This is a genomic window from Amycolatopsis sp. MEPSY49 (assembly GCF_051337345.1).
In the GTDB taxonomy this organism is placed as follows: domain Bacteria; phylum Actinomycetota; class Actinomycetes; order Mycobacteriales; family Pseudonocardiaceae; genus Amycolatopsis.
In genome coordinates this window covers 1326132-1339985 of the sequence record NZ_JBDLYJ010000001.1, presented here as the reverse complement: position 1 = coordinate 1339985, position 13854 = coordinate 1326132, and the positions used below count along the sequence as shown (strand labels likewise).

Sequence of the window (13854 nt, the reverse complement as noted above, 5' to 3'; positions counted from 1 at the left end):
GGTCGGGTTACAACACCAACGCGGGAGCTCGCGCCATGGCGGGCTGAGAGGGTGACTTGCGTTTCGCAGGCGTCACCGACCGCATGAACCTGACCGGGTAATGCCGGCGTAGGGAGTGAAAGTCGTTGACGACGCTTGAAAACAAGGACGTCTCCGTCACGACCGGCCCGATCACGGGCTCGCACAAGGTCTATCACCAGACCGAATCCGGACTGCGTGTTCCCGCGCGCCGGATCGACCTCTCCAACGGTGAACACTTCGACGTCTACGACACTTCGGGCCCGTACACCGATCCCGAGGCTTCCGTCGACGTCCACAGTGGACTGCACCGGCTGCGCGCCGGCTGGGCCGACGGCCGCGAGCACAACACCCAGCTCGGGTGGGCCAAACAGGGTGTCATCACCCGCGAAATGGAGTACATCGCGGCCCGCGAACGGGTTTCCGCGGAGTTCGTGCGCGACGAAGTGGCCCGCGGCCGCGCGGTGATCCCGGTCAACCGCAAGCACCCAGAGTCCGAGCCGATGATCATCGGCAAGAACTTCCTCGTGAAGATCAACGCCAACATGGGCAACTCGGCCGTCTGGTCGTCGGTCGAGGAAGAGGTCGACAAGATGGTCTGGGCGACCCGCTGGGGCGCCGACACGATCATGGACCTCTCCACCGGCAAGCGCATCCACGAGACGCGCGAGTGGATCATCCGCAACTCGCCGGTCCCGGTCGGCACGGTGCCGATCTACCAGGCGCTGGAAAAGGTCGACGGCGAACCGGAAAAGCTGTCGTGGGAGATCTACCGCGACACCATCATCGAGCAGTGCGAGCAGGGCGTCGACTACGTCACCGTGCACGCCGGCGTGCTGCTGCGCTACATCCCGCTGACCGCGCGGCGCGTCACCGGGATCGTCAGCCGCGGCGGGTCGATCATGGCCGCGTGGTGCCTCGCGCACCACCAGGAGTCCTTTTTGTACACGCACTTCGAGGAGCTCTGCGAGATCCTCCGGCAGTACGACGTCACGTTCTCCCTGGGCGACGGCCTGCGCCCGGGTTCGATCGCCGACGCCAACGACCGCGCCCAGTTCGCCGAGCTGGAAACCCTGGGTGAGCTGACGCACATCGCGCGTTCGCACGACGTCCAGGTGATGATCGAGGGCCCCGGCCACGTGCCGATGCACAAGATCAAGGAGAACGTCGAGCTCGAGGAGAAGCTCTGCGGCGAGGCGCCGTTCTACACCCTCGGTCCACTCGCGACGGACATCGCGCCGGCGTACGACCACATCACGTCGGCCATCGGCGCGGCGCAGATCGGCTGGTACGGCACGGCGATGCTGTGTTACGTCACGCCGAAGGAGCACCTCGGCCTGCCGAACCGCGACGACGTCAAGACGGGCGTGATCACATACAAGATCGCCGCGCACGCCGCCGACCTCGCCAAGGGCCACAAGTACGCGCAGGAGTGGGACGACGAACTGTCCAAGGCGCGCTTCGAGTTCCGCTGGAACGACCAGTTCAACCTCTCGCTCGACCCGGACACCGCGCGCTCGTTCCACGACGAGACGCTGCCCGCCGAGCCGGCCAAGACGGCGCACTTCTGCTCGATGTGCGGGCCGAAGTTCTGCTCGATGCGGATCACGCAGGACGTCCGCAAGTACGCCGAGGAGCACGGTCTGTCCACTGTGGAGGCCATCGAGGCCGGCATGGCTTCGAAGTCCGCGGAGTTCACCGAGTCCGGCGGCCAGGTCTACCTGCCCGTGGTGCAACCGTGACACCGCCCACCGCCCTCACCATCGCCGGCTCGGACTCCGGCGGTGGTGCGGGCATCCAGGCGGACCTGCGGACGTTCTTCGCCCACGGCGTCCACGGGCTGGTGGCGCTGACCGCGGTCACCGTCCAGAACTCCTTGGGCGTGCAGGGTTTCACGGAGATCCCGGCCGACGTCGTCACCGCGCAGATCAAGGCGGTGGCGTCGGACATGGGCGTCAACGCGGCCAAGACGGGCATGCTGGCGACGGCCGAGATCATCCGCGCGGTCGCGAAGACCCTGGACGAGACCGGCTTCGAGTTCCCCTTGGTCGTCGATCCGGTGGCGGCGTCGATGACCGGGCATTCCCTGCTGCGCGAGGACGCCCTGGAGGCGATCCGCACGGAGCTGTTCCCGCGCGCGACGCTGATCACGCCGAACCTCGACGAGGTCGGCCTGCTGACGGGGATTTCCGTCACGGACCCGGCGTCCCAGCGGGCGGCGGCGGAGGCGTTGCTGGAGTTCGGGTCCCGCTGGGTCCTGGTCAAGGGCGGCCACATGCAAGGGACTCCGGACTGCGTGGACCTGCTTTCGGACGGCCGCGAGTACATCGAGCTGACCGGCCCGAGGTACGTCACGGAGAACACCCACGGCGGCGGCGACACGCTGGCGTCGTCGATCACGTCGTGGCTGGCGAAGGGCGCTTCGGTCCCGGACGCGGTGGCGGCCGGGAAGAAGTTCATCGAGCGGTGTGTGGCCGAGGGCTACCCGCTCGGCGCGGGAGTCGGCCCGGTGTCGCCGTTCTGGGTGCTGAACCGCTAAATCGCTCGCGGAGCGGTCGCTCCGCCCGCCAAACTCGGCGGGTGACGGACGAAGAGCTGTGGCGGACCCTGCCCGAAGAGCTGCGGGCGGAGTTCGACGCCTTGGTGGGCAAGGGCCTCAACGTTCGCGCGGTTCACGTCTTGCGCGAGAAGTCCGGCCGCACGCCGCCGCCGAGCATCCACGAGGGCGTGTCGCTCCTCGACCACCGCGCCCGGGTCCTGCGCGGACGCGGCTGAGCTAGCGGACCGGCTGCAGCTCGCGGCCGTCGTACTCCTCGCGCGCCGAGCGGATGCGGTCGAAGTTCGCCTGTGACCACGCGCTCAGCGCGATCAGGTGCGCCCCGACCTCCGTGCCCATCTCCGTCAGCGCGTACTCCACCGTCGGCGGCGTGGTCGGGTACACCGTGCGGGTCAGGAAGCCGTCGCGCTCCAGCTGGCGCAGGTTCTGCGTCAGCATCTTCTGGCTGATCCCGTCGACCGCGCGGCGCAGCTCGCCGAAGCGGTGCGGGCCGCGGGCCAGCGCGCCCAGCACCAGGGCCGTCCACTTGTTGGCCAGCAGGTCCAGCACGTCCCGGCACGGGCAGTTGCGGAGGTAGACGTCCCAGGGTCCACCCTGGTCACAGGTAGTTTCCACGAGGTACCTACTTTACGGACAAGTGCCTTCTGGCGAAAAGTGACGAACGATCCGAGTATAGGAGGCGACCCGAACCAGAAGGAGTGAAGAGATGCGCATCGTGACCCAGCAGGCACTCGGCGGGCCGGAGGTGCTCCGCGTCACCGAAGCACCGCGGCCGGAACCCGGGCCGACGGAGGTCCTGGTGCGGGTGCACGCCGCCGGCGTCAACCCCGTCGACTGGAAGGTGCGCGCGGGCGGCGGGTTCCTCGGCGAGCCGCCGTTCACCGTCGGGTGGGACGTCGCCGGCGTCGTGGCGGAAATCGGCTTCGGCGCGACCGGCGTCCGCGAAGGCGACGAAGTCCTCGGCATGCCGTGGTTCCCGCGTCCGGCCAACGCCTACGCGGAGTACGTCACCGCACCCTCGCGGCACTTCGTGCGCAAGCCGGCCGGGCTGTCGTTCGCCGAGGCCGCCGCGCTTCCCCTCGCCGGGCTCACGGCGTGGCAGGGACTTGTGGACGTCGGAAACGTCCACGAAGGACAGCGGGTGTTCGTCGACGCCGCCGCGGGCGGGGTCGGCCACCTGGCCGTGCAGATCGCCAAGGCGCGCGGCGCGCACGTCATCGGCACCGCCAGCGCCAAGAAGCACGACCTGCTGCGCGAACTCGGCGTCGACGAACCGATCGACTACCACGACGAGAACACGACAACGTCCGATGTGGACGTCTACTTCGGACTCGTCGGCGAGGACAGCGACCTGCGCTGGTTGCCGAGCATCAAGGAGGGCGGCCTGCTGATCGGCGTGCCCAGCGGCGTCGGTGACCGGGTCGAAAAGGCTGCCGCCGAGCGGAAAGTCCGGACGAGCCGCATCCTCGTCGAGCCGGACCGCGGCGGGCTGACCGGCCTCGTGGACCTCATCGAGGCCGGTCAGCTGAAGGTCCGCGTCGAGCAGACCTTCCCGTTGGAAGACGCCGCCAAGGCACACGAGCTGGGTGAATCCGGCCGGGTGTCCGGCAAGCTCGTGCTGACCGTCTAACCGCGCGCGAGCACCTGGGGCAGCACCGTCGTCAACCCGGTCCAGTCCGAGGTGACCACCGACGCGTGCTGCTTCGCCAGGTCGGCGACGCGCTGGTTGGCCTGGTCGACCGTCGGGTTGTGGGCGTCGATGGCCGGCGCGACGTTCTGCCCGTCGGTCATCACCAGGTAGTAGTGGTTGGCGTCGTACCACCACGGTCCGGTCTGCGTCACCCACGCGTTCGCGTCGCCGTCGAACACGACGAACCACGGCTTGAGGTCGGCGGTGTACTTGTCCCGCGGGTCACCGCCGGCCGCGCCGTGCACGGTCGGGAAGATGTTCGCGTCGCCGAGCTTGCCCGCGTTCTTGAGCCCGACCAGGTACCGCGCGTATTCGACATCCGTGTGAAGCGTGTCGGTCGGGTTCCCCTCCTCCACCGTGCCCGGGATGATCTCGGTGATCACCCGGCCCCGCAACGCGTCCACCGACGGCCAGTTGTCCGCTTTGGACGCGTCGTCGAGCGTGGCGTAGCTCCCGAGCAGCTCGGCCGGGCGGAACGCGACGCTGCCGAGGTGTGCGCGGAACGTGGCGTCCAGCTCGTCCGGGCCCATGCCGGTGTTGTCCGAGAAGCCCGTCTTCATCTCCAGCTTGAGCGTGATCGGCGTGTGCCCCGGGTGGGCGGCCAGCCAGATCCGGATGTCGTCGAGGCAGTACTCGAGGTTCTTGTTCTTGCCGCCGGTGTACAGCTGCGCCGCCGACGTGGCCGCGACGCAGTTGTTGCTGTTCCCCAACGGGTTCGAGTGGCTGACCTTCCACTCGTGGGTGAAGAAGTCCGGCCAGACGTCCAGCTCGATCAGCGACGAGCCGGCGTCGAGCGCCCGGGCCAGGTAGTCGTAGGCCGCCGGGTCGTACGTGTTGTGCACGCCGACCGTCGTGACGTGGGAGAGCTTCGGGCTGTCCGCGTGCGCGGCCGTCGCCCCGGAGAGCACGAGCGCCGCCGTGAGGATGGCCACCGAGAAGAGCTTCATCCAGGCTCCTTCGAACGTGAGTAACGTTCACAATGTCTCACCGTGGTTGACTGTTGATGAAGCAAAAGAGGCTGATTGGCCTAGACCAGAAGTCGGGAAACCACCATGACGACGAGCCTTCCGACCGCGTTGACCATCGCCGGCTCGGACTCCGGCGGCGCCGCCGGGCTGCAGGCGGACCTGCGCACCTTCCTGACGTGCGGCGTGCACGGCCTGGTCGCGGTCACCGCCGTCACCGTCCAGAACACCCTCGGCGTGCACGACCGCGCCGACCTGCCGCCGCACATCGTCGCCGGGCAGATCGAGGCGGTCGCGGCGGACATGGGCGTCGGCGCGGCCAAGACGGGCATGCTGGCGTCGGCCGAGATCATCCACGCCGTCGCGGCGGCGTGCGACAAGGCGGAGATCGGGCGCGACGAGAAGATCCCGTTCGTCGTCGACCCGGTCGCCGCCTCGATGCACGGCCACCCGCTGTTCGACGAGGCCGGTCTGCACGCCCTGCGCGACGAGCTGCTGCCGCGCGCGACGGTGCTCACCCCGAACCTGGACGAGGTTCGCCTCCTCACCGGCATGACGGTGACCGACCGCGAGGGCATGCACGCGGCGGCGGTGGTCCTGCACCGGATGGGCCCGCGGTACGTCCTGGTCAAGAGCGGCCACCTGCAGGCCGACCCGGAGTGCGTGGACCTGCTGTTCGACGGCTCGACGTTCGTGGAGCTGCCGGGCAAGCGCTACGCGACACCGCACACGCACGGCGCGGGCGACACGATGGCGTCGGCGCTCACGGCCGGGCTCGCCAAGGGGATGTCCGTCGTCGAGGCCGCGCGGTACGGCAAGTGGTTCGTCTCGCGGGCGGTCGAGCACGCCTACCCGATGGGCGCGAAGGTCGGCCCGGTGTCCGCCTTCTGGCGGCTGGCACCCGAGGAGCGCTGAGTACCCACCCGGTTACCATCCCTGCGTTTACTGATCCTTGAACCAAGCAGGGGGCGGCCTTGACTGGACGCGAGCGGGTGGCGAAGGTCCTCGAAGACCGCCGCTTCCAGAACTTCATCATCGCCGTGATCGTCTTCAACGCGGTCACCCTCGGCATGGAGACGTCGACGTCCCTGATGGCCGGCTACGGCGACCTCCTGCACGCCCTCGACCACGTCGCGCTCGGCATCTTCGTCACCGAGCTGCTGGCGAAGTTCTACGCCTACCGCGGCGCCTTCTTCCGGGACAACTGGAACGTCTTCGACCTGCTCGTCGTCGGCATCGCGGTGATCCCGGCGACCGGCCCGTTCGCGGTGCTGCGGTCGCTGCGCGTGCTCCGGGTGCTGCGGCTGATCTCGGTGGTGCCGTCGATGCGGAAGGTCGTCTCCGGGCTGCTCGCCGCGATCCCCGGGATGGCGTCGATCGCCGCGCTGCTCGCGCTGATCATCTTCGTCGCCGGCGTGATGGCGACCAAGCTGTTCGGCGGCATCTCGCCGGAGAACTTCGGCGACCTCGGCACGTCGCTGTTCACGCTGTTCCAGGTGATGACCGGCGAGGCGTGGCCGGACATCGCGAAGGAGATCATGGTCCAGGCGCCGATGGCCTGGATCTTCTTCGTGGTCTACATCCTCGTGTCGAGCTTCGCGGTGCTGAACCTCTTCATCGCCGTCGTGGTCAGCGGCATGGAGGACGAGCTGCGCCAGGACATCCGCGAGGAAGAGGAGAAGCAGGCCGAAGCCCAGGCTGCCGCGAACCAGGAGATCCTCGACGAGCTCCGCGCGGTGCGCGCGGAGCTGGCCGAGCTGCGCCGGACCGCCGTTTAGCGGAACGCGGCGACGTTGCGGGTGACCCACTCGGCGAAGGAGCGCGGCGGCCGGCCGAGGACCCGCTCGACGCCGGGGCGGACGCGCACCTCGGCCGGGCTCGGCGAGCCGAGGATGTCCAGGGTGTCGTCGGCGAGCTCGGCCGGCATGCTCTGTGCCATGCCCGCCTTGGCTTCGGCGCGGGTGAGCTCGTGGAACCGCACCGGTGAGCCCAGCGCGGCGGCGATCGCCTCCGCCTGCCCGCGCGGCGTGATCACCTCGGGCCCGGTCAGCTCGTAGACGCCGCCGGTGTGCCGGTCGTCCACCAGGCAGGCCGCGGCGACCTCGGCGATGTCCACCGGGTCGATGACCGGCACGCCGATGTCGCCGAAAGGTGCGGCGACGACGCGCTGCGTGCGGACGCTTTCGGCCCACCACAAGGCGTTGGACGCGAAGCCGCCGGGCCGCAGGACGGCCCAGTCGACGCCGGAATCCCGCACCACGTCCTCCAGCTCGCGCATCGCGACCCGCGTCGTGCCGAAGGGCCTGGTCACCACGCCCAGCGTGGACAGCAGGACGATCCGGCCGACCCCGGCGCCCACCGCGCGGGCCACGACGTCGGCCGGGTCCGCGCCGACGGCGTGCAGGTCGCCGGAAAGCAACAGGAACAACGCCTTCGCGCCGGCCAGCACGGGCTCGAGACCGGCGGGCTCCGCCAAGTCCGCCACCACGTGCCGGACGCCGTCCGGCACGTCCGCCGCGTGCCGCGACACCGCCGTCACCTGCTGCCCCGCCTCGGCCAGCGCCCGCGTCAGCGGCCGTCCCACGTTCCCGGTCGCTCCGGTCACCACGATCATGAACAGCTCCTTCGTCCGATTTCCTGGTGATCGGGACGGTAGGAGCGGAGCTAACTTCTGGTAAGTACATACCTCTGGGTAAGCTCATGACATGACCGGAGGCTCGCAGCTCACCCCGCCCGGCACCGAGGGCCGGTATGAGGTGTTTCACACCGACTGCGTCGCGCGGGACGTCGTCGACCACGTCACCAGCCGGTGGGGCATCTGGGTGCTGATCTCCCTGCAGCGCAACGACCTCAGGTTCTTCGAGCTGCGGGAGAGCATCCAGGGCATCAGCGAGAAGATGCTCGCGCAATCCCTGCGCGCGCTGGTGGCCGACGGCCTGATCTGGCGCCGGGTCGAGCCGACGACACCGCCGCAGGTCACCTACGGGCTGACCGAGTTCGGCCGGGACGTCGGCGAACCGCTGACGGAGCTGTTCGACCGGATCACCCGGCGGCTCGCGGACTAGCTCAGTCGTCGGCGATCAGAGCCTCGAGCGCCGGGAGCGCCGCCGTGAGCGCTTCGCGATGCTCGGGCGTCAAGCGGTCGAGACGGCGGTTCAGCTCCTGCACCCGCGTCGACCGGACGCCGGACACCAGCCGCTCGCCTTCTTCGGTCGCCTTCGCCAGCCACGCCCGGCGGTCGACCGGGTCGGACTCGCGGCTGACGTACCCCGCCTCCACCAGGGACGCGATGATCCGCGACATCGTCGCCGCGGCGACGCCCTCCTTCGCGGCGAGGTCGCCCAGGCGCAGCTGTCCGGAGATCACCAGCGTCGCGAGGGCCGAGATGGCGCCGTGGCCGGGGCCGGGCACGCCGGCCTGCCGCAGCGACCGGGACAGCCTGCCGACGGCCAGGTACAACCTGCCCGAGACGTCCTGGACCGATGTGCTCGTCACGGCTGGCTCCTTCTGCCTTGCCCCGCCGCCGGTGCGCCGGAAAGTGCCGTCCACCTTACGGGCTCGCCCTGCGCGTTCGGCGTGAAGCCACCTGTGTTCATACCGGGGCTTCGCCCCGGAGCCGGGGGCTCCGCCACCCGGAGCCCCCGAAAAGAGCAGCAGTTCACCGGGGTGGACTCGAAGCCTGCGCCCAGAAGCGCTGCGGCACCCGGCCGGCCCCGCGGGCCAGGTGACCAGCGAGGACGGCCGAGCGCATGGCGGCGGCCATCCGCTCCGGATCGGCCGCCCGGGTGACGGCCGTGGACAGCAGGACGGCGTCGCAGCCGAGCTCCATCGCCAGCGTCGCGTCCGACGCCGTGCCGATTCCGGCGTCCAGGATCACCGGCACGCCCGCCCGCGAAACGATCAGCTCGATGTTGTGCGGATTCCGGATGCCGAGGCCGGTGCCGATCGGCGCGCCCAGCGGCATCACCGCGGCGCAGCCGGCCTCCTCCAGCCGCAGCGCGAGCACCGGGTCGTCGTTCGTGTAGACGAACACGGTGAACCCGTCGGCGGCCAGCCGTTCGGCGGCGTCGAGGGTCTCGACCGGGTCCGGCAGCAGCGTCCGGTCGTCGGCGTGCACCTCGAGCTTGATCAGGTCGGTTTCCAGCGCTTCCCGGGCGAGTTGCGCGGTGAGCACGGCTTCGGCGGCCGTGCGGCAGCCCGCCGTGTTCGGCAGCAGCTCGATACCGAGCCTTCGCAGCAGCTCGAGGACGCCGGAGCCGCCTTCGGCGTCGGCGCGGCGCATCGCGACGGTGGTCAGCTCGGTGCCGGACGCGACCAGCGCGCGTTCGAGCACGGCCAGGTTGGCCGCGCCGCCGGTGCCGATGATCAGCCGGGACGACAGCTTGGCGGTGCCGATGACCAGCGGTTCTTCGTCCATTTCAGCCTCCCTGGACCGCGGTGAGCACGTCGACGCCCGCGCCCTTGGGCACGGCGGTGGTCGGCCAGTCGCTCCGGCGGACGACGACGCCGTCGACCGCGACGGCGATGCCGGGCCGCTGCCCGCCCGACGCGTCGAGGACGTCGGCGACGGTGGCGCCGTCCGGGAACTCCGTCCACGTCCCGTTGAGCTTGATCTCCATCACACGTGCTCCTTCTGGTGCAGGCGGGCGGGCGAAGCCGCTTCGACGCCTTCGGGCGGCTTCTCCCCCTCGAGCCAGGCGAGGACGGCGTCCGCGGTCACGGGGGCCATCAGCAGGCCGTTGCGGTGGTGCCCGGTGGCGGCGAAGACGCCGTCGTCCAGGACGCCGAGGTACGGCAGCACGTCCCGGCTGCCGGCCCGTAGGCCCGCGGCGGTCTCGGCCAGCTCGTACTCGGTGATCGCGGGGAAGACGCGTTCGGCGCCCTCGATCAGCTCGCGCACGCCGCGCGCGGTGACGGACTGGTCGAAGCCCGCTTCGTACTGCGTCGCGCCGAGGACGAGCTCCTGGTCGCCGCGCGGGACGAGGTAGATCGGCTTCCCTTCGACGACGGCCCGGACGGTGCGCGCCGGCGGCGGCAGGCAGCCCCGGCGGGGCTTGAGCCGCAGGATCTCGCCCTTGAGCGGGCGGACGGCGCCGGCGAGCTGCGGGTGCAGCCGCCCGGTCCAGGCGCCGGCGGCGAGCACGAGGGCTTCGGCGTCCGGGATCCGTTCCACGCGTTCGCGGACGAACCGGACGTCCCGCTTCTGGCAGGCGGCGTACAGGGCTTGGAGCAGTTTCCGGTTGTCCACGGCCAGGTCGCCGGGCACGTGGAGTCCACTTCGGACAGAGCCGACGCCGGGTTCGAGCCGCTTGGTCTCCCGGCCGGTGAGCCGCTCGGCCGCGCGGCCGAGCTCGTGCAGGTGGCCCGCGAGGATGTCCAGGTAGCCGGCGTCGGCGCTGTCGAAGGCGACGACCAGCGTGCCGTGTTCGGCGAGGCCGGGGTCGAGGCCTTCCCGCGCCAGGTCGCTCGCGAAGCCGGGCCACCTCCGCAGCGATTCTTCGCCGAGGCGCAGGACGTCTTCCTCGCCGGGCCAGGCCTCGGTGACCGGGGCGAGCATGCCGCCGGCCAGCCAGGACGCGCCGCCGCGGACGGGTGCGGGGTCGTAGAGGGTGACGTCGTGGCCGGCCGCGGCCGCGCGCCACGCCGTGGACAGGCCGATCACGCCGCCGCCCACCACTGCCAGGTTCGTCATGGGAATCACGCTCCCTGCGCCGGCATGACCCGGATCAGGTTCCACGGTCGGAGCGGCAGCTCCCTCTCAGCCCGTCCCTCGGGCTCCCGTGCGGACCCGTCCACCCTAGCTCGCCGGGTACGGTCGCCGCTATGCCCGCCCTCTCCGGTGACAAGATCCGCGCCCGCCTCGACGCGGCGCGCCTGTACCTCTGCACGGACGCCCGCACGTCCCGCGGCGACCTGGCGTCCTTCGCCGACGCGGCCCTGGCCGGCGGCGTCGACATCATCCAGCTGCGCGACAAGACCGGCGCTTTGGAAGCCGCTCAGGAGATCGCGGCGCTGGAGGTGCTGGCCGAGGCCTGCGCGCGGCACGGAGCGCTGCTGTCGGTGAACGACCGGGCCGACGTGGCGTTGGCGGTGGGTGCGGACGTGCTGCACCTGGGTCAGGACGACATCCCGGTGGGGCTGGCCCGCCGGATCCTCGGGGACGAGGTGGTCATCGGCCGGTCGACGCACTCCGTCTCGCAGGCTTCCGCCGCTGCTTCGGAGCCGGGGGTGGACTACTTCTGCACGGGGCCGTGCTGGCCGACGCCGACGAAGCCGGGCCGGTCGGCGCCCGGATTGGACCTGGTGCGTTCGACGGCCGCGGCCGCGCCTGCCCGGCCCTGGTTCGCGATCGGCGGCATCGACGGCGACCGGCTCCCCTCGGTGCTGGAGGCAGGCGCGTCCCGGATCGTGGTGGTCCGGGCGATCACCGAGGCCGAGGACCCGGAAGCCGCGGCGCGGGAACTGCGCGCCCGCCTCCCCTGACCAAGACAGACGGCCCCCGCCCATCCCTGGGGGGGCGTCCCCGTCCCAGTCTATCGGCCCCCGACCTGCAAAAACGGCCTCGCGCGAAGTTGTGGACAACTTCGCGCGAGGTCGTCGAAACCGGCGATGCCTGTGGACAAGGCGTTGCGATCTCAAGCCGAACCGGCTACGGCGTCGGGGGCGCCGCCGTGCCTTTGCTGGTCGGCGGGGTCGTCGTCGCCGGGGCTGACGTCGACGGCTGCTGCGTCGTCGTGCTCGGCGTTGTCGTCGGCGTCTCCGACGAAGTCGTCGGGGCCGTCGATGTCTCCGTCGGCGTCGACTCGCTCGGGGACACCTGCGTGTCCTCCGTCGGAGTCGAAGTCGACGGCGTCGTCGAGGGTGTCGGGTCGGTCCGGCCACCGCCGTTGCCGAAGATCTTGCCGATGCTCGTGCCCGTGCCGCCGCCGATCTGGGTGCCCGTCGCCGACTCGAAGCCGACTATCGCCAGGATCGCCACCGCGAACGCCGCCACGCTCGTGCCGATGATCAACGGCCAGCGCAGCTTGCGCAGCCGCGCCGACAGTCCCGACGGCTCCTCGGCAGGCGGTTTCAGCTGCACCGTCGGCTGCTCGGTGATGTCGATCGCCGGTCCGCGCCGCCGGATTCCCGATGTCGCCAGCTGGCGCGCCCTGAGCGCCGCCTCGCGGGTGCGCTGCAGCGAGCGCAGGTACAGCTCGCTGCCGACCGTCGACACCACGCTCGCCACGCCCGCGCCGACCACCGTGCCCGCCACGCCGAGCGTCGATCCCAGCAGCGCCGCGGTCACCGCCGCGAGCGCCGCCGCCAGCACCTGCGCGATCCGCAGGCCGGACTTTTCTTCCTTCTTCGTGTCCAACTCGGAAGCCGCTGCGTTCTCCTTGCTCATGATCCCGATCCGCTAGAAAGTCTTCTCCCCGTTCCCAACGTGTAAGGCGCGCGAGGAACTCCCCGCGTTGCCGGAGCGTGAGGAGCGCCACTCTCACTGTCCACAATAGACACTTCACGCCGAACACTTTCTTGACATACTCGGCACATGGAACTGGTGACGATCTCTGACATCGAGGCCGCGGCGAAGCGCGTCCAGGATGTCGCCGTGCGCACGCCCCTGTTGCTCCAGACGTGGGATCCCCGCGGAACCCTGTGGCTCAAACCCGAAAGCCTGCAACCGGTCGGCGCGTTCAAGGTGCGCGGCGCGTTCAACGCCATCGCCGGCCTCGACGACGAACGGCGTACCCGGGGCGTCATCGCGTACTCGAGCGGCAACCACGCGCAAGCGGTCGCGTACGCGGCGCAGCGGTACGGCGTGCCCGCGGTGATCGTCGTGCCGGACATCGCGCCGCGGATCAAGGTCGAGGCCACCCGCTCCTACGGCGCCGAGGTGATCGAGGTGCCGATCGGCGAACACGAGGGCAAAGCGCGCGAACTGGCCGCCGAACGCGGGCTGAGCCTCATCCCGCCCTACGACGACGCGGCCGTCATCGCCGGGCAGGGCACGACGGGCCTCGAGATCGCCGAGGACCTCCCCGACGTCGACGTCGTGCTGGTGCCGGTCAGCGGCGGCGGACTCGCCTCCGGCGTCGGCACCGCGATCAAGGCCCGCGCGCCGCACGCGAAGGTCATCGGGGTCGAGCCGGCGCTGGCCGGCGACGCGACCGAGGGGCACCGCCTGGGCCGCCAGGTCGACTGGCCGCAGGCCGACCGCGCCCGCACGATCGCCGACGGCCTCCGCGCGCAGCCGTCCGAGCTGACGTTCGCGCACCTGCGCGCGGTCGTCGACGAGATGGTCACGGTCACCGAGGACGAGATCCGCGAGGCCGTCCGCACGCTGGCCCGCAAGGCCCGGTTGGTGGCCGAGCCCAGCGGCGCGGTGACGACGGCGGCCTACCTGTTCCACGAGGCCGAGCTGCCGGCCGGCAAGACGGTCGCGATCGTCTCGGGCGGCAACGCCGACCCGGCGCTGTTCGCCGAAATCCTCGCGGGTTAGGGAGCCCCAAAGCGCCCCAATGTGGCCTTGGTTGCGTTGAATCAGCACTGCGGCGCGAAGCGCCTCCGTTGAGGGTGGCGGTGGGGGCATCGGCGGAGCACCCAAGGCGGCCTTGGGTGCGTGAGACGCAACCAAGGCC

At 70.7% G+C, this 13854-nt stretch carries 17 protein-coding genes and 2 riboswitches; of the genes, 9 read left to right on the top strand and 8 right to left on the bottom strand.

The annotated features are described in order from the left end of the window. The first annotated feature begins 10 nt into the window (after window positions 1–10). Window positions 11–132: riboswitch (TPP riboswitch) on the top strand. The 3 genes from thiC (at window position 126) to ABFJ78_RS06690 (ending at window position 2793) form a co-directional block, all read left to right on the top strand. Next, a complete protein-coding gene (gene thiC / locus ABFJ78_RS06700; RefSeq protein WP_436384851.1) occupies window positions 126–1760 on the top strand; it encodes a phosphomethylpyrimidine synthase ThiC in 1635 nt (544 codons plus the stop codon). It overlaps the preceding riboswitch by 7 nt. Then, a complete protein-coding gene (thiD, locus tag ABFJ78_RS06695; RefSeq protein ID WP_436384850.1) occupies window positions 1757–2557 on the top strand; it encodes a bifunctional hydroxymethylpyrimidine kinase/phosphomethylpyrimidine kinase in 801 nt (266 codons plus the stop codon). Before thiC ends, thiD (ABFJ78_RS06695) begins: the two co-directional genes overlap by 4 nt. A 41-nt stretch (window positions 2558–2598) precedes the next feature. Beyond that, a complete protein-coding gene (locus ABFJ78_RS06690; protein ID WP_436384848.1) occupies window positions 2599–2793 on the top strand; it encodes a hypothetical protein in 195 nt (64 codons plus the stop codon). Window position 2794: 1 nt separating this feature from the next. On the opposite strand, the gene ABFJ78_RS06685 is transcribed toward ABFJ78_RS06690, so the two are convergent. Beyond that, entirely contained in the window at window positions 2795–3190 is a 396-nt protein-coding gene (locus tag ABFJ78_RS06685) for a winged helix-turn-helix transcriptional regulator (protein WP_436384846.1), read from the bottom strand. 91 nt (window positions 3191–3281) lie between these two features. Between ABFJ78_RS06685 and ABFJ78_RS06680 the strand changes: the two genes are divergently transcribed. Further along, entirely contained in the window at window positions 3282–4205 is a 924-nt protein-coding gene (locus ABFJ78_RS06680) for an NADP-dependent oxidoreductase (protein ID WP_436384844.1), read from the top strand. Here the strand turns inward: ABFJ78_RS06680 and ABFJ78_RS06675 are convergent. Further along, on the bottom strand, window positions 4202–5212 hold the full coding sequence (locus ABFJ78_RS06675) for a phosphatidylinositol-specific phospholipase C domain-containing protein (RefSeq protein ID WP_436384842.1): 1011 nt from the start codon (window positions 5210–5212) through the stop codon (window positions 4202–4204). The genes ABFJ78_RS06680 and ABFJ78_RS06675 overlap by 4 nt on opposite strands. 105 nt (window positions 5213–5317) lie before the next feature. Between ABFJ78_RS06675 and thiD (ABFJ78_RS06670) the strand changes: the two genes are divergently transcribed. Together thiD (ABFJ78_RS06670) and ABFJ78_RS06665 are read left to right on the top strand one after the other, a co-directional pair. Continuing rightward, window positions 5318–6145 (top strand): bifunctional hydroxymethylpyrimidine kinase/phosphomethylpyrimidine kinase, encoded by an 828-nt coding sequence (thiD, locus tag ABFJ78_RS06670; RefSeq protein WP_436384841.1) that lies wholly within the window; start codon window positions 5318–5320, stop codon window positions 6143–6145. A 59-nt stretch (window positions 6146–6204) separates the two neighbouring features. Then, window positions 6205–7008, top strand: coding sequence for an ion transporter (locus ABFJ78_RS06665; RefSeq protein WP_436384840.1), 804 nt, complete (start codon window positions 6205–6207; stop codon window positions 7006–7008). Here ABFJ78_RS06665 and ABFJ78_RS06660 read toward each other — a convergent pair. After that, complete coding sequence (locus ABFJ78_RS06660; RefSeq protein WP_436384838.1) at window positions 7005–7844, bottom strand: SDR family oxidoreductase; 840 nt, start codon at window positions 7842–7844, stop codon at window positions 7005–7007. The genes ABFJ78_RS06665 and ABFJ78_RS06660 overlap by 4 nt on opposite strands. Window positions 7845–7935: 91 nt before the next feature. On the opposite strand from ABFJ78_RS06660, the gene ABFJ78_RS06655 reads away from it, so the two are divergent. Beyond that, a complete protein-coding gene (locus ABFJ78_RS06655; RefSeq protein ID WP_436384837.1) occupies window positions 7936–8295 on the top strand; it encodes a winged helix-turn-helix transcriptional regulator in 360 nt (119 codons plus the stop codon). 1 nt (window position 8296) lies between these two features. On the opposite strand, the gene ABFJ78_RS06650 is transcribed toward ABFJ78_RS06655, so the two are convergent. The 4 genes from ABFJ78_RS06650 to thiO all read right to left on the bottom strand — a co-directional run bounded on the left by ABFJ78_RS06650 (window position 8297) and on the right by thiO (window position 10922). After that, window positions 8297–8725, bottom strand: coding sequence for a MarR family winged helix-turn-helix transcriptional regulator (locus tag ABFJ78_RS06650; protein ID WP_364452288.1), 429 nt, complete (start codon window positions 8723–8725; stop codon window positions 8297–8299). A gap of 163 nt (window positions 8726–8888) precedes the next feature. Beyond that, the gene (locus ABFJ78_RS06645) at window positions 8889–9647 is read right to left on the bottom strand and encodes a thiazole synthase (protein ID WP_436384836.1); all 759 of its coding nucleotides are present in this window, start codon (window positions 9645–9647) and stop codon (window positions 8889–8891) included. Between the two features lies 1 nt (window position 9648). After that, window positions 9649–9849 carry a sulfur carrier protein ThiS gene (gene thiS / locus ABFJ78_RS06640; protein WP_329054587.1) on the bottom strand — a complete coding sequence of 67 codons (201 nt, stop codon included), beginning with the start codon at window positions 9847–9849 and terminating at the stop codon, window positions 9649–9651. Continuing rightward, complete coding sequence (gene thiO / locus ABFJ78_RS06635; protein ID WP_436384834.1) at window positions 9849–10922, bottom strand: glycine oxidase ThiO; 1074 nt, start codon at window positions 10920–10922, stop codon at window positions 9849–9851. Before thiO ends, thiS begins: the two co-directional genes overlap by 1 nt. Then, a riboswitch (TPP riboswitch) is annotated at window positions 10917–11022 on the bottom strand. (Overlaps the previous gene by 6 nt.) 31 nt (window positions 11023–11053) lie before the next feature. Between thiO and thiE the strand changes: the two genes are divergently transcribed. Beyond that, the gene (thiE, locus tag ABFJ78_RS06630) at window positions 11054–11713 is read left to right on the top strand and encodes a thiamine phosphate synthase (protein WP_436384832.1); all 660 of its coding nucleotides are present in this window, start codon (window positions 11054–11056) and stop codon (window positions 11711–11713) included. Between the two features lie 166 nt (window positions 11714–11879). On the opposite strand, the gene ABFJ78_RS06625 is transcribed toward thiE, so the two are convergent. Then, window positions 11880–12617: a hypothetical protein gene (locus ABFJ78_RS06625; protein ID WP_436384830.1), complete on the bottom strand. Its 738-nt coding sequence runs from the start codon at window positions 12615–12617 to the stop codon at window positions 11880–11882. A gap of 147 nt (window positions 12618–12764) precedes the next feature. Between ABFJ78_RS06625 and ABFJ78_RS06620 the strand changes: the two genes are divergently transcribed. After that, complete coding sequence (locus ABFJ78_RS06620; protein WP_436384829.1) at window positions 12765–13715, top strand: threonine ammonia-lyase; 951 nt, start codon at window positions 12765–12767, stop codon at window positions 13713–13715. Window positions 13716–13854: the final 139 nt, after the last annotated feature.

Excerpts from the sequence above, each read along its gene's own strand:
- ABFJ78_RS06680 (WP_436384844.1), top strand. The coding sequence starts at position 3,282 with ATGCGCATCGTGACCCAGCAGGCACTCGGCGGGCCGGAGGTGCTCCGC.
- ABFJ78_RS06675 (WP_436384842.1), bottom strand. The coding sequence starts at position 5,212 with ATGAAGCTCTTCTCGGTGGCCATCCTCACGGCGGCGCTCGTGCTCTCC.
- thiD (WP_436384841.1), top strand. The coding sequence starts at position 5,318 with ATGACGACGAGCCTTCCGACCGCGTTGACCATCGCCGGCTCGGACTCC.
- ABFJ78_RS06660 (WP_436384838.1), bottom strand. The coding sequence starts at position 7,844 with ATGATCGTGGTGACCGGAGCGACCGGGAACGTGGGACGGCCGCTGACG.
- ABFJ78_RS06655 (WP_436384837.1), top strand. The coding sequence starts at position 7,936 with ATGACCGGAGGCTCGCAGCTCACCCCGCCCGGCACCGAGGGCCGGTAT.
- ABFJ78_RS06645 (WP_436384836.1), bottom strand. The coding sequence starts at position 9,647 with ATGGACGAAGAACCGCTGGTCATCGGCACCGCCAAGCTGTCGTCCCGG.
- thiS (WP_329054587.1), bottom strand. The coding sequence starts at position 9,849 with ATGGAGATCAAGCTCAACGGGACGTGGACGGAGTTCCCGGACGGCGCC.
- thiO (WP_436384834.1), bottom strand. The coding sequence starts at position 10,922 with ATGACGAACCTGGCAGTGGTGGGCGGCGGCGTGATCGGCCTGTCCACG.
- thiE (WP_436384832.1), top strand. The coding sequence starts at position 11,054 with ATGCCCGCCCTCTCCGGTGACAAGATCCGCGCCCGCCTCGACGCGGCG.
- ABFJ78_RS06625 (WP_436384830.1), bottom strand. The coding sequence starts at position 12,617 with ATGAGCAAGGAGAACGCAGCGGCTTCCGAGTTGGACACGAAGAAGGAA.
- ABFJ78_RS06620 (WP_436384829.1), top strand. The coding sequence starts at position 12,765 with ATGGAACTGGTGACGATCTCTGACATCGAGGCCGCGGCGAAGCGCGTC.